At 72.2% G+C, this 13565-nt stretch carries 11 protein-coding genes; 6 read left to right on the plus strand and 5 right to left on the minus strand.

What is annotated here, in order from left to right:
• Positions 1–224 precede the first annotated feature (224 nt).
• The 5 genes from ACFXOA_RS27140 to ACFXOA_RS27160 are packed head-to-tail and all read left to right on the plus strand — an operon-like array spanning position 225 to position 5843.
• Entirely contained in the window at positions 225–3047 is a 2823-nt protein-coding gene (locus tag ACFXOA_RS27140; RefSeq protein ID WP_385033807.1) for a nitrate- and nitrite sensing domain-containing protein, read from the plus strand.
• The gene (locus ACFXOA_RS27145) at positions 3044–3523 is read left to right on the plus strand and encodes a roadblock/LC7 domain-containing protein (RefSeq protein ID WP_362554466.1); all 480 of its coding nucleotides are present in this window, start codon (positions 3044–3046) and stop codon (positions 3521–3523) included. Before ACFXOA_RS27140 ends, ACFXOA_RS27145 begins: the two co-directional genes overlap by 4 nt.
• Positions 3520–3933 (plus strand): DUF742 domain-containing protein, encoded by a 414-nt coding sequence (locus ACFXOA_RS27150; protein WP_362554468.1) that lies wholly within the window; start codon positions 3520–3522, stop codon positions 3931–3933. The genes ACFXOA_RS27145 and ACFXOA_RS27150 overlap by 4 nt, the downstream gene beginning before the upstream one ends.
• Positions 3914–4564, plus strand: coding sequence for an ATP/GTP-binding protein (locus ACFXOA_RS27155; RefSeq protein WP_385033811.1), 651 nt, complete (start codon positions 3914–3916; stop codon positions 4562–4564). The genes ACFXOA_RS27150 and ACFXOA_RS27155 overlap by 20 nt, the downstream gene beginning before the upstream one ends.
• Positions 4565–4604: 40 nt before the next feature.
• Positions 4605–5843: a styrene monooxygenase/indole monooxygenase family protein gene (locus ACFXOA_RS27160; RefSeq protein WP_385033814.1), complete on the plus strand. Its 1239-nt coding sequence runs from the start codon at positions 4605–4607 to the stop codon at positions 5841–5843.
• Between the two features lie 109 nt (positions 5844–5952).
• Here the strand turns inward: ACFXOA_RS27160 and ACFXOA_RS27165 are convergent, their stop codons facing one another.
• The 5 genes from ACFXOA_RS27165 to ACFXOA_RS27185 form a co-directional block, all read right to left on the minus strand.
• Positions 5953–7116 carry an NlpC/P60 family protein gene (locus ACFXOA_RS27165; RefSeq protein WP_385033817.1) on the minus strand — a complete coding sequence of 388 codons (1164 nt, stop codon included), beginning with the start codon at positions 7114–7116 and terminating at the stop codon, positions 5953–5955.
• A 175-nt stretch (positions 7117–7291) separates the two neighbouring features.
• Entirely contained in the window at positions 7292–10138 is a 2847-nt protein-coding gene (locus ACFXOA_RS27170) for a PQQ-binding-like beta-propeller repeat protein (RefSeq protein ID WP_385033820.1), read from the minus strand.
• A 72-nt stretch (positions 10139–10210) separates the two neighbouring features.
• The gene (locus ACFXOA_RS27175) at positions 10211–10486 is read right to left on the minus strand and encodes a hypothetical protein (protein ID WP_385033823.1); all 276 of its coding nucleotides are present in this window, start codon (positions 10484–10486) and stop codon (positions 10211–10213) included.
• A 10-nt stretch (positions 10487–10496) separates the two neighbouring features.
• Complete coding sequence (locus tag ACFXOA_RS27180) at positions 10497–11258, minus strand: TetR/AcrR family transcriptional regulator (protein ID WP_385033826.1); 762 nt, start codon at positions 11256–11258, stop codon at positions 10497–10499.
• 41 nt (positions 11259–11299) lie between these two features.
• On the minus strand, positions 11300–12235 hold the full coding sequence (locus tag ACFXOA_RS27185) for a diiron oxygenase (RefSeq protein ID WP_385033828.1): 936 nt from the start codon (positions 12233–12235) through the stop codon (positions 11300–11302).
• Positions 12236–12423: 188 nt separating this feature from the next.
• Here ACFXOA_RS27185 and ACFXOA_RS27190 point away from each other — a divergent pair, with 188 nt between their 5' ends.
• Positions 12424–13536 (plus strand): diiron oxygenase, encoded by a 1113-nt coding sequence (locus ACFXOA_RS27190; protein WP_385033830.1) that lies wholly within the window; start codon positions 12424–12426, stop codon positions 13534–13536.
• Positions 13537–13565 lie beyond the last annotated feature (29 nt).

Here is a 13565-nt window from a genome sequence, read left to right on the forward strand (position 1 = left end):
CACCCGGCCCTTCGCGCATGCGCCGTGGCGCCGGTGGGGAGACTTGTTCGCCAACTCCGGAGTGATGTTCACTCGTTCGAGTGGCGGAGCGGTTGATGCACGGCCCCCCCTCAAAAGCGCTGGAATGGTCAGAAGCCGTACGGGGCGCACGGGGTGGGTGCCCATCCACGTGACCGTGCGTCATCTCTGCTTCAAGGGCGGACGAGTCAAGATTGCGAGCACCGGTGCAGAAGAAGCGGCCTCGGAGCAAGGACACCACGCGTGAGGAGCCCGGGGCGATGCCTCAGGCAGCGGGTGCCGCCAAGCGGACCGTGCGGGTGCGCAGCCGGCTCGTGGCCGGCGTCGCCGTCGTGGGGATCACCGTCATCGCGGCGGGAGCCCCGGCGGCCATCGGCGCGTCCTCCGACCTCAACGAGTCCCAGCGGCTGGTCACCCTCTCCGAACTGAACCAGCAGGCGATCACCCTCGCGCACTCCCTCGCGGACGAGCGCGACCAGGTCGTCACCCACATCGCCGGCGGCCGCGAGGACGAGAAGGGCGCCGACGGCGCCGCGAACCCGGCGACCCGTGTCGACCAGCAGGTGGACGAGATCCGGGACGCCGCGCCCGCGGCGCTGCGCCGGGACCTCGCCGAGATCCCCTCGCTCCGGCGTGCCGCGCTCACCGGCAAGGGCTCCGCGATGGAGGCCTACCAGGCCTACTCCGAGGTCATCGCCAAGCTCCACGACCTCGCGGACGAACTCGCCGAGAAGACGCCGCCGCGCGCGGCCGACGCCACGCGCGCCCCGCTCGCCCTCGGCAACGCCGTCGAGCAGGCGTCCGCCACGCGCGGGCTGATCCTCGCCGCGCTCGCCGTGCCCGGCACCCAGCCCCGGCAGCCGCAGACCGACCCGTTCACCGGCCTGCCGGTCCAGGGCCAGGACGACGGCGACAGCGAGGACGACCGTACGCGCGACGAGCTCAGCGCCGCTGCCCAGCAGGCCCGGGTGCGTGAGCTCGCCTTCCTCGCGGACTTCGACCAGGCGGCCGGATCCACCGCCCGGAGCAAGCTCTCCTCCACGGTGACCGGTTCCGAGGTCACCCGTGCCGAGAAGTACCTGACCCGGTTCACCGACCGCCCCGAACTCTCGGACGACGACCGCGCGGCCGACCCCGAGAAGGTCTCGGCCGCGCTCTCCTCCCGCATCGACCGGATGCGAGGGGTCGAGTCCGCACTCGGAACGGAGCAGGTCGAGCGCCTGGAGGCGCTCCGCGACGACGACGTGACCGCGCTGGAGCTGCGCCTCGCGCTGCTCGGCGGCTGTCTGCTGATCGCCGTGGGTGTCTCCACCGCCGTGGCCCGCACCCTCACCCAGCCCCTCGCCGTACTGCGGATCGGGGCCGGCCGCATCGCGGCGGAGCCCGAGACCGCCGAACCGGTCCGCTACACCGGGCGCAACGACGAGTTCGCCCAGGTCGTGCGGTCCATCAACGCCCTGCACGGCAAGCTGCACGAGCTGCACCACGACGTCAGCGACCGGCTCGGCACCATGCAGACGGAGCGCGCCGAACTGATCACGGGCCGCGAGGCCCTCACCCTGCAGCGGGCCGAACTCCAGGTCAGGGTGGCCGAACTCACCGGGCAGCTCGAACGGCTGCGCAACACGGTCCACCACACCTTCGTCAACCTGTCGCTGCGCACGCTCGGTCTCGTGGAACGCCAGCTCGGCGTCATCGAGGGCATGGAGGAGCGCGAGCAGGACCCGGAGCGTCTCGCGACCCTGTTCAAGCTGGACCACATGGCCACCGTCATCCGGCGCCACAGCGAGAACATGCTGGTCCTCGCGGGAACGGACCACAACCAGGGGCACGCGAACCCGATCCCGCTGGTCGACGTCCTGCGCGCCGCGGTCAGCGAGATCGAGCGGTACGAGCGGGTCACCATCCAGTCCCTGCCGCCGCACGCCCAGGTCGCGGGATTCGCCGCGGACGACCTGAGCCACCTGGTCGCCGAACTCCTGGAGAACGCGACCTCCTTCTCCCCGCCCGACTCCCATGTAGAGCTCTCCGGCTGGCTGCTGGAGACCGGCGAGGTGATGCTCTCCGTGCAGGACGAGGGCATCGGCATGTCGGCGGTCCGGATGAGCGAGCTCAACGCGCGGCTCGCCGACCCGGCGTCCTTCGAGGCGGGTGAACAGGCCGCGGACGGGGCGGGGCTGGGACTCCAGGTGACCTCGCTGCTCGCGGCCCGCCACGGGGTACGGGTCCAGCTGCGGGAACAGAAGGGGAGCGGGGTGGCCGCGGTGGTCGTCCTTCCGCAGGCGCTGCTGCCGAAGGCGCCGCCGGCCGCCTCGCCGCCGCCGGTGCCGCGTCCTGGTGACGCCCCCACGCTCAACCTCCCCGGGTCGGTCGCCGAGGCCAACTCCAACGCCCTGCCGCCCCGTTCGGCGGCACCCGGCGGCGATCCGCTGATCGCGGCCGCGGAGCGGACCATCGAGGCGGCGGGCACGGAACCCGCGGCGGCCCAGGCACCCCCGCAGGCCCCCGCCGGTGCGCGCGAGGAGCGGGCGGTACCCGAGGAGTCCGAGTCCGAGACCACCATGCAGGTCCGGCTGCCCCCGCAGCAGGCCGCGCCGAGCCCGTACGCCGTCGGACCCGACCGCCACGAGCGTGCCGCGGACACGAGCCCGGCGGCCGCGCCGGAACCGGCCCCCGCGCCGGAGCCCGCCCCGGCCGCCGACAGCGTTCCCGGTCCCCGGCAGCCCCTGACCGGGCTCGGCGAGGAGGTGCCGGACCCGGCGCCCTCGCCGGAGCGGCTCACGGACAAGGGGCTGCCCAAGCGCACCCCCAAGATCTCGGCACCGCCGCCGGCCCCCGTCGCCCAGCGGAAGGGCGGCCTGGACAAGGAGGCCCTGCGCCGTCGGCTCGGAGGCTTCCACCAGGGTGCGAAGGACGGCCGCCGCGACGTCGAGGCGGAGATCGCCGACAGCGGCCCACAGAGCGACGGCGGCCGTACCGACGGCCGTATCGATGAGACGGGGGACACAGTCGAGGAGGCACGCAGTTGACTGCGCCCAGCACGTTCGGGCTGAGCACCGAGGCCCGGAACCTTCACTGGTTGCTGAGCAATCTCGTGGAGGAGGTGCCAGGGGTCCACTCGGTCACCGTCGTCTCGTCCGACGGACTCATGCTGCTCTCCTCGGACCCCGGTCTCGCGGCGGCGAGGGCGGAAGGACGGCGGACCGGGCCCCGCGGCTCCAGTGCCGACCTCGCCACCATCGTCTCCGGCATCGGATCGCTCACGATCGGCGCCGCCAAGCTGATGGACGGCGGCGGCGTCAAGCAGACGATGGTCGCGATGGACGAGGGCAGTGTCTTCGTCATGTCGATCAGCGACGGCTCTCTGCTCGGTGTGCACGCCACGCCCGACTGCGACATGAGCGTCATCGCCTACCACATGGCGCTCTTCGTCGGCCGTGCCGGACATGTACTCACCCCCGAACTCCGCAGTGAGCTGCGCAAATCGATGGAGAGCACCCAGTGACCTCAGCTGCTGAACCCGTACGAAAACTCCCGGTCCGGGGTGCCGACCGCAAGGCCGCGCGGGTCCGCCCGTACTCCCTCACCGGGGGCCGCACCCGTTTCGGGCACGTCCTGCTCGTGGAGACCTTCGTTGCCGCGCTGGACGCACCGGAGGAACGAAGAGAGCTCACCAACGGCAATCTCGCCTCGCGCGTCATGCCGGAGCTCCACGCCATCGTCGAGCTCTGCCGCCGTATGCGTACGGTCGCCGAGATCTCCGCGCTGCTGAAGATGCCGCTCGGCGTGGTCCGGGTGCTGCTCAGCGACTTGGCCGACCAGGGAAAGATCCGCGTCTACGGGACCGGCCACGGTGCCGGCCAGCCCGACCGCGCGCTGCTCGAAAGGGTGCTCAATGGACTCCGCCGTCTCTGAGGCGCCGCTCTTCACCCCGCGCGAGCGGGACCCGCAGGCCCGGCCCGAGGAGTCGGTGCAGGCCTGGCAGCTCGACCACACGCGCGCGCCGATCGCCACCAAGATCGTGGTGGCGGGCGGCTTCGGCGTCGGCAAGACGACCTTCGTGGGCTCGGTCTCCGAGATAACCCCGCTGCAGACCGAAGCGCTGATGACGCAGGCCAGTGAGGAGACAGACGACCTCACGGCCACACCGGACAAGGTCACCACGACCGTCGCCATGGACTTCGGGCGTCTGACGCTCGACGACGACCTGGTCCTGTACGTCTTCGGCACCCCCGGTCAGCAGCGCTTCTGGTTCATGTGGGACGACCTGGTGCGCGGAGCCATCGGCGCCGTGGTCCTGGCCGACACCCGCCGTCTCGCCGACTGCTTCGCCGCGCTCGACTACTTCGAGAGCTGCGGCCTGCCGTACATCGTCGCGGTCAACCACTTCGAGGGCACGACCGGTTACGAGGAGGCCGACGTCCGGGAGGCCCTGACCGTGCCGCCGCACGTGCCTGTTGTGATCATGGATGCGCGTAAGAGGATCACGGTCGTCGAGTCGCTGCTCGCCCTGGTGGGCCACGCCCTCGACGTCGCCCCCGAGTAACGACCTACGCACCCTGAACACGTAACGGAGAAATACCGCGATGCGGAAGATACTCATTGTCGGAGCCGGCCAGTCCGGTCTCCAGCTGGCCCTCGGGCTGCAGTCCCACGGTTACGAAGTGACCCTGATGTCCAACCGCACCGCCGACGAGATCCGGTCCGGCCGGGTCATGTCGACGCAGTGCATGTTCCACACCGCTCTCCAGCACGAGCGCGATCTGCAGCTCAACTTCTGGGAGTCACAGGCCCCGCGGATCGAGGGCGTCGGCGTGTCGGTGGCCGGCCCCGACTCCTCGCGGGTCATCGACTGGGTCGGCAAGCTCGACGGCTACGCCCAGTCCGTCGACCAGCGGGTGAAGATGGCCGGCTGGATGGAGACGTTCGCTCAGCGCGGCGGGCAGCTGGTCATCCACGGTGCCGCCGTGTCGGACCTGGACTACTTCTCGCGTACCTACGACCTGGTGATGGTCTCGGCGGGCAAGGGCGAACTCGTCTCCATGTTCGGCCGCGACGCCTCGCGTTCGCCCTTCGACACCCCGCAGCGCGCTCTGGCCGTCGCCTACGTCCACGGCCTGGGTCCCCGCCCGGAGCACCCGGAGTTCGACGCGGTGCGCTGCAACCTCGTCCCGGGCGTCGGCGAACTCTTCATCATGCCGACCCTGACGACCTCCGGCCGCGCGGACATCCTGTTCTGGGAGGGCATCCCCGGCGGTCCGCTGGACGCCTTCCAGGGCATCAAGGACCCGTCCGAGCACCTGGCCAAGACGCTGGAGCTCATGGAGAAGTTCACTCCGTGGGAGTACGCGCGCGCCACCAAGGTCGAGCTGACCGACGCCAACGCCACGCTGGCGGGCCGTTACGCCCCGACCGTCCGCAAGCCCGTGGGCCGGCTGCCCGGCGGCGGCCTGGTCCTCGGTGTCGGCGACGTGGTCGTGGCCAACGACCCGATCACCGGGCAGGGCTCGAACACGGCGTCCAAGTGCGCCCACTCCTACCTCCACTCGATCCTCGAGCACGGCGACCAGCCGTTCGACGAGGGGTGGATGGAGGCGACCTTCGAGCGCCACTGGGAGAACACCCAGCACGTCGTGAAGTGGACGAACGCGATGCTCGGCCCGCCGCCGGAGCACGTCCTGAACCTCATCGGCGCCTCGGGCCAGATCCAGCCGGCCGCCGACCGGTTCGCCAACGGGTTCAACAACCCGGCGGACTTCGACAACTTCTTCTTCGAGCCGGAGAAGACCAACGCCTACCTGGCCTCGCTCACCGGCGGCCAGTAGGCATCCGGCCCGCCGAGCAGGGGGCCGCACCGGCGGACGCCGGTCTCCGTGGTGTCCGTGGGCCGTCCTCCGGCGGTCCACGGACGGCGCGCCCCCGCTCCCCGCCTGCTCAGGAGCCGGGGGCGTCGTACCCCGTGTCGGCCCCGGAGGACGCGCCTTCGGGTAGTTCGGGGAGGGTGTACGAGCTCAACGACACGCCGCCCGGGTCCGGGCGGACCGCTCCGAGCAGCGGGTTCGAGGCGAGGGGCGAGACCTTGACGGTGGCACCGGGCCGGGGCGCCTGGATGACGAGGCCGTCGCCGATGTAGAGGGCGACATGGGTCGCCCCGGGGAAGTAGACCACCAGGTCTCCCGGGCGCAGCGAGCCGATCGGTACCCTCGTCAGCTGTCTCCACTGCTCCTGCGAGGTGCGCGGGATGGTGCGGCCGGCGTCCGACCAGGCCTGGGAGGTGAGACCGGAGCAGTCGAAGGAGTCCGGCCCCTCGGCACCCCAGACGTACGGCTTCCCGATCTGCTCGATCGCGAAGCGCACGGCCTCGCTGCCCGCCGGGGACGGGAGGCGGACCGAGCTGAGCGCCCCCGAGGCCGCAAGCGTGTCCTGGGCCTTGCCCACATTCCTGCGTTCCAGCGCGGACAGGGCGGCGATCTGCTCCGGTGACAGGGACGCCAGCATCGCCTCGATGCCCTTCATCCGGGACTCCACGGTGTCCCGCTGTTCCTTGCGCCGCGCGGCCAGTGCGCGCTGCCGGCCCTGCGCAGTCCTGGCCCTGGCCGCCAGGTCCTCCGCGTGACGCTCGGCACCGGCCAGGCGGTCCACCACGGCCGACCGGCCCGCCTGGGCCCGTTCGATGACATGGCTCTGCTCCAGGGCGCGCGCCGGGTCCTGGGCGAGCAGCAGGCGCAGATAGACGGAGAAGTCGGTGCGCCCCTGGTACTGGTCGCGTGCCAGCCGTCCCGCGTCCCGGCGGCCGGAGTCCAGCGCTGTCCTGGCCTCGGCGAGTTCCGTGCGCAGTCGCTCGACCTCGGCGGTGCGCTTCCTCAGCTCCTCCTCGGTGCCGTTGTAGAGCTCACCGGCCTCCTCGGCCTTCCGGTAGAGCGTCTGCAGCTGTTCGAGCAGCCCGGCCACACCCTGGGCCGCCGGGCCGGCCGCCGGAGCGGTGCCGGCCTCCGGCGAGGGCGAGGGGCCCGGTGGCTCGGCGACGGCGGGGGAGGCGGCGACGACGACGGCGGCCAGCGCCGTCGAGCAGAGAGCGCGCACGACGCGTCCCGACACGACTCACCTCCGGTGTCAGGGGCGGCACCGAATAATCGGACTACCCCACAAATGCTCGGATGTCGTCCATCCGGTCATCCGCCACCTGGCGATGCAAGGACCTCCCGGTGCGCCACCCGGGCTGTGCCCCGGACGGCGGACGCCGGGCCGCGCCCGCCGTCCGCCGTCCGGGGGCTCACTCCGCCGGAAGGGAGTAGAAGACCCCGCCGCGCTGGATGACCACGGCCTTCTCCGCGGGCAGGACCCGGTAGGGCGCGGTGACGGTTGCCCCCTCGGGGTCCTGGACCCCGATGTCCTGGAACTTCCAGAGCCGCCGTCCGTCGGCCGCGGCGAACGCGGTGACCTGGGAGGCGTCGGACGCGAAGAGGGTCTTCCCGCTTCCGCCGAGGGTCAGCGCGGGTGTGCCGCCGCCGAGCGGCACCTCGGTGGAGCGCCGCCAGACCGGCTTCCCGGTGGCACGCTCGACCGCGCCCACCTCCTGGTTGCGGTTGGTCGTGTGCAGGAGGCTCCCCGCGGGGAGCGGAGTGCCGAAGACGGAGGACGCGGTGCCGTTCAGGGTCCACACCGGCTTTCCGGTGCCGGTCTCGAAGGCCTGGAGGTCGTCGCCGACGGCTCCGAACAGCCGCCCCTCCTCGTCACCTGCGGCGCCTCCGCCCAGGGTGACCGTGCCGAACTGACGGCTCCACAGCTGCTTGCCCGTGGCCCGGTCGAAGCAGCGGAACACGGCCTTGCCCTTGCCGGCGGTGACGTCCGCGGGGGTGAGGGTGTCCGCGGTCTGCCGTACGACGAAGTCGGCGTCACGGACCGCGGTCAGACGGTAGGCCGGGGTGCCGGGTGCCCGGCCCGCCGGGATCGCGGTACGCCACAGCTCCTCGCGCCGCACGATGTCGTAGGCGAAGAGGTACGCCTTCGCCACCTGGGTGTCCTTGCCGGGCTTCTTGCCCTTCTTCGGCTTCGGCGCCTTCACGGTGACCGTGTGCGATCCGGTGAACCAGAGGACGGAGCCGGACAGTCCGGTGAGGGGAGCGACCTTCATGTTCGGCACGTCCGTGAACTGGTCCACGAAACGGACCCGGTGCTCGATCCGTCCGTCCTTCGGCGACAGCCAGAGGAATTCGGTCGGGCTCGCGAGGAAGCAGAGGTCGTCACCCGCCGCCAGGACCGTCTGGGCTCCCGCGGCGTCGGCCCGGTCCCAGAGCTTCCGCCCGGTCCGCAGATCGAGGGCGGTCGCCCCGGCCGTGTCGGTGAGGACCAGCAGCCTGTTCCGCCAGATGCCCGCGGTCGCGGGAACGGGGGATCCGGCCGGCCGCGTGTGGATCCAACGGGGATCCGGAGCGCGGCCGGGCAGCGTGGGTCCCGGCTCCGCCGCGGGCTTGTCGTCGGCCGCCGAGGCGGGCTCGTCCGACCCGAGGACGGACACCGCCGTACCGCCGAGGACGAGTCCTGCCACCCCTGCGGCGACGGCGGTGATCACCGCCCGCCGCCCCGGAGCCGGTCCGGACGCGGCGGGCGGGGCCGACGGCGGCGACGCGGGCGCCGCCGGCCCCTGCGGTGCCGCCGCCGGGTAGGCGTACGGATACGGCTGTGCGGGTGCGGGTGCGGGTGCGGGTGCGGACGGCACCGGCGTCGCGGGCGGCAGGGCCGGCGGCTGCGACCCGGCGGGAGGCAGCGCGGCGACCGCCTGCGGCCCGGTCGCGATGCCGGCTGCTTCGCGGGGCAGGGCGAGCTGGGTCGTGGCCCGGTCGGTCTGCGGCGGACGTGCCCCGGTCCCCAGGAAGCGGGTGGTCCCGCTGTCCTCGGGGCCGTCCCCGGTGGTCTCCTGCCCGGTGCCGTACGGGGAGTTCGAAGGCGCGGCCTTCGAGGAGGGGGTGTAGCCCGGCGGCACGGCGTCCGAGGCCGTACCACCCTCGGGCGTCGCGTCTGCGGGAGTCGCGTCGTCGGGCTTGGCGTCTGCGGGAGTCGCGTCGTCGGGCTTGGCGTCTTCGGGAGTCGTGTGGTGGGGCGTCGCGTCCGTGGGAGTCGCGTCGCCGGGCGTCGGGTCCTCGGGTTCCCTGCCGTCGGGCCTCGCGTCCGTGGGCCCGCCGTCCTCGACGTCCTGGACCGGATCCGCCGGGACCTCCGACGCCCGTGCCCGCGACGCCTGGTCCCTCAGGGCCGCGGACAGCGTGGCGGGGAGCCAGCCGCCCTTGGCGAGACCGGCCGCGCCCTCCAGCGCCAGCTCCGCGGCGACCGATCCCGCGGTGGGCCGGTCCTCCGGGGCCTTCGCCAGGCAGTCGGCGATCAGCTGCCGCAACTCCGCCGGAACCGAGTCCAGTTCGGCCGGCCGGTGCGCGATGCGTTCGGCCGCCTCCTCGGGCGGGCCGTCGGCGAGCGGGGTCGTGCCGGTGGCCGCGTACGCCAGCAGGAGCCCCAGGACGAACAGGTCGGAGGCCGGGCCGGCCTCCTCGCCGCCGATCTGCTCAGGGGTGAGGTAGCCCAGCCGTACCGAGAGCTGCCCGCCCGCCCGGACCTCGGCCGAAGCCGCGGCCCCCAGCGGTCCGAACGCCGTGAGCCGGGGCCCGTCCCCGGCCAGCAGCACCGTCCCGGGGGCAAGCCCCTGGAGCACGGCCCCGGTGGCGTGCACCCGGGACAGGGTCTCGGCCAGGCCCGCGCCGATTATCCGAACGGCGCGCTCGGGCAGCGGACCCGCGAGGCCGATGGCCTCGGTGAGCGTCACCGCGGGCACGTACTCCGAAACCGTCCAGAGCGTCTCGTCCGTGACCGGAACCAGGGGCGGCTGTACCCAGCCCCCCGCCAGGCGCTCCGCCGTGCGCGCCTCGGAGAGGAAACGGCGCCGGAAGGCCGGAACGTCCGCGAGGCCGGGCCGCGCGACCGTCACGACGGCGAGCGAGTCCGTCCCGGAGCTGTCCCGCGCGGACACGTCACGCGCGAGGTAGTGCACGGCGCTCGCGCTCGCGCCGAAGCGCGCCAGCACCGTGTACGGGCCGAAGCGGCGTGGATCGTCCTGACGCAGCGCCTCCATGGGCGCACCCCCTTGTCACCGTGCTCTCGGCCACCTGACCGCCGATCTTACGGGCGCCGCGCCGCGCGGCCGTCAGGACCCGCTACGGGGCTTGCTCCAGGGCCACTTGGGGGTGAATCGCTCGCGGCCGCCGGGGGCGAACTCGTACACCCAGCCGCGCTGGAGGCCGAGCCGCTTCGAGTAGCCGGCGGGCACACGCCGGTAGGCGTACACGGTGGCGGGACCGCCGTCGGCGTCCGGAACCGGTACCTCGTACCACTTCGGGGGATGGCCGGTCGGCCCGAGCAGCACGGGCAGGACCCGGCCGTCCAGCGGGCCGCCGCGGAAGGAGGTGTTCTCGCTTTTCACCCGGCCAGTGTCACCCGGGCGGCAGGAGGTGCGCCGCGTGCCCCACCACCGGGACGATGCGCGCCGCGAGCCGGCCGCCCGGTCCGTCGGCGGTCTCCAGGCCCAGCAGGTCCACGACGGCGGCCCGCGTCTCGGTGTCCGAGGCGGCGGTGACCGCGAGCAGCGCCATCAGGTGGTCGACGAGCCAGTCCCGCAGGTCGGAGGCCTCCGGCTGCTTGCCCTCGTCCAGCCAGATCAGGGACGCGGCCTCGACCGCCGCGATCCAGGTGCGCACCATCATCCGCAGCCGCGGTCCGGCCGGCTCCTGGCCGGGGCCGCCGCCCCGGCCGAGGTGGAGCAGGATCTGCTCGGCGGCCGACCGGCGCACCCCGTCCACGATGGTGCCCGTACGCGAGGTCTCCGCGACGCTCCCGCCGCGCAGCAGTGCGCTGAAACCGGCGTCGTGCTGGTCGACGAAGCCCAGGTAGCGGTCCAGGACCCGGCTGACGCGCTCGGTGGGCGGGCCGACGGCCGGCTCCGAGAAGCACAGCGTCAGCTGCTCCGCGGCCGACCCGAGGGCGGCCTCGTACAACTGCTGCCTGCCACCGGGGAAGTAGCGGTACACCAGCGGACGGGACACCCCGGCGGCCGCCGCCACCTCGTCGATCGACACGTCGTCGGGCGCCCGGTGGGCGAAGAGGGTCAGTGCCGCGCCCAGCAGTTGGGCGCGGCGCTCCTCGACGCCGAGGCGTCGGTAGGCGCGGGCCGGGGGTGCTGCGGGTGCGGAGGTCATACTCCGAAGCCTAAGCGCTCCCCGCGGAAGGGGGAGGGCCCTCAGGCGAGCAGTCCCGAGCTCTTCCACAGCCTGCGCCCCACTCCGTTCAGCACCCCGATCTCGTCGAAGAAGTCCGTGAGGCGCTTGGCGCCCGTCTGCATGACCTCCGCCCGGTGACCGCTCGCCCTCACCTGGGCGACGGCCTCACGGCGGTCGAGCCCGACGTTCTCGTAGACCTGCGGGTTGACGAAGCACACGGAGAAGACCCGGGCCGCCTCACCGGAGTTGATCCGGGTCAGCCGGCGCTGCCAGGCGGGGGCGGTCACCATCTGGCGGCGCAACTCCTCGCGAGCGTAGCGCACATGCCGTGACTCCTCGACCACATGGATGCGGGTCACACCCCGGACGAGCGGCTGGACGCGGTCGTCCGGGAAGGTGAGCCGCTGCATCCAGTCCAGGATCTCCTCGCCGAGGAGGGTGGCCGCGAAGGAACCGGGAGTGGTGGAGACCGTCTTCAGCACCCGCGCCAGGTTGTGGTAGCGCCGTGGGACGGGGTAGCTGGGCGTGCCGCCCCACTCGATCATGCGGGCGAACATCATGGAGTGCCGGCATTCGTCGGCGATCTCCGTGAGCGCGTAGCGGACGTGCTTGCTGGTCACCGACTTGTCGTAGATGTGGCGCACGAGCAGCTGCATCAGGATGATCTCGAACCAGATCCCGAGCGAGGCCAGCGAGGCCGCCTCGTGGCGGGCCAGGTCCATCCGCTGTTCCTCGGACATCCGGCGCCAGAGCGGGGTGTCGTAGAGGGAGACCAGCTCCGGCGGCCAGAACCACTTGCCGTCCTCGACGGGGGACTCCCAGTCCAGGTCGGTGTCGGGGTCGAAGGAGTGCTTGGCCGAGGCCTCGAGCAGGCGGATCGCGACCTGTTCGCGGTCCTTGAGCGGGCCGAGCGCGTCACGCAGCGCCCGGATGTCCTCGTCGGTCACGGTCGTCATGGCTGAACGCACCTCGCACAGGGGTTACCGGCGGTCAGGTTTCCGGTCAGGATTATGAGACTGCTTGTCAGCAAGGCAGTCAATCCCCCGTGCGCGACTTGTTGACCGCCCGTCTACCAACGTGTGAACCTGCCAACTGACGTCAGCACCACGGAATGCACGACCCTCGCCAGGCGAAGGAGCTGTCCGTGTCGACACACGACCTCTACACCACCCCGCCCGCCGCGCCGACTTGGCAGGTGCCGGCCACCGGGGCCGCCCGCTTCAACTGGGACTACGACGACGGCCGCGAACGCCTCCTCGCCCTCTACCAGAAGGGCAAGGACAAGCAGTGGGACGGCAACAAGCGCATCGACTGGAGCCTGGAGGTCGATCCCGCCGACCCGCTCGGCACCCCCGACGAGGCGCTCACCCTGTACGGCACCCCGCACTGGGCGAAGATGACCGAGCGGGACCGCGGTGCGCTGCGCAGGCACTACACCTCATGGCAGTTCAGCCAGTTCCTCCACGGTGAGCAGGGCGCGATGGTCTGCGCGGCCAGGATCGTCGAGTCGGTCCCCGACCTGGACGCGAAGTTCTACTCCGCGACCCAGACCATGGACGAGGCGCGGCACGCGGAGATCTACGGCCGCTTCCTCCACGAGAAGGTCGGGATGCTGTATCCCGTCAACGGCAGCCTCCAGGGGCTGCTCGGCGACACCCTGCGCGACTCCCGCTGGGACATGCCCTACCTCGGCATGCAGGTCCTCATCGAAGGGCTCGCGCTGGCCGCCTTCGGCATGATCCGCGACACCACCACCAAGCCGCTGCCCAAGCAGATCCTCGCCTACGTCATGCAGGACGAGGCGCGGCACGTGGCCTTCGGACGCATGGCGCTGCGCGACTACTACAAGCAGCTGAGCGACGCCGAACTGCGCGAGCGCGAGGAGTTCGTCATCGAGGGCTGCTACCTGATGCGCGACCGGCTCAGCGGCGTCGAGGTCCTGGAGAACTTCGGTATCGCCAGGCAGGAGGCCAAGGAGCTCTCCGAGCACTCGGAGTACCTCCAGCTCTTCCGCAAGCTGCTGTTCAGCAGGATCGTCCCCTGCGTCAAGGACATCGGTCTCTGGGGCGCACGGCTCCAGAAGGCGTACGTCGACATGGGCGTCCTCGAGCTGGGCGACTCCGACCTCGACCTGCTGATGGCCCAGGACGAGGAGATCGCCGAGCAGCTGGACCGGGACCGGTTCGCCGTCGAGGAGCAGGCCCGGGTGGCGGAGGTCGCGGAGGCGATCGCGGACGGCGGCGCATCGGACACCTGACCGGAGGGACCGATGCCCCCGGCACCCGG

The sequence above is a fragment of the Streptomyces sp. NPDC059166 genome (assembly GCF_042755185.1).
In the GTDB taxonomy this organism is placed as follows: domain Bacteria; phylum Actinomycetota; class Actinomycetes; order Streptomycetales; family Streptomycetaceae; genus Streptomyces.

Excerpts from the sequence above, each read along its gene's own strand:
- ACFXOA_RS27155 (WP_385033811.1), top strand. The coding sequence starts at position 3,914 with ATGGACTCCGCCGTCTCTGAGGCGCCGCTCTTCACCCCGCGCGAGCGG.
- ACFXOA_RS27160 (WP_385033814.1), top strand. The coding sequence starts at position 4,605 with ATGCGGAAGATACTCATTGTCGGAGCCGGCCAGTCCGGTCTCCAGCTG.
- ACFXOA_RS27170 (WP_385033820.1), bottom strand. The coding sequence starts at position 10,138 with ATGGAGGCGCTGCGTCAGGACGATCCACGCCGCTTCGGCCCGTACACG.
- ACFXOA_RS27180 (WP_385033826.1), bottom strand. The coding sequence starts at position 11,258 with ATGACCTCCGCACCCGCAGCACCCCCGGCCCGCGCCTACCGACGCCTC.
- ACFXOA_RS27185 (WP_385033828.1), bottom strand. The coding sequence starts at position 12,235 with ATGACGACCGTGACCGACGAGGACATCCGGGCGCTGCGTGACGCGCTC.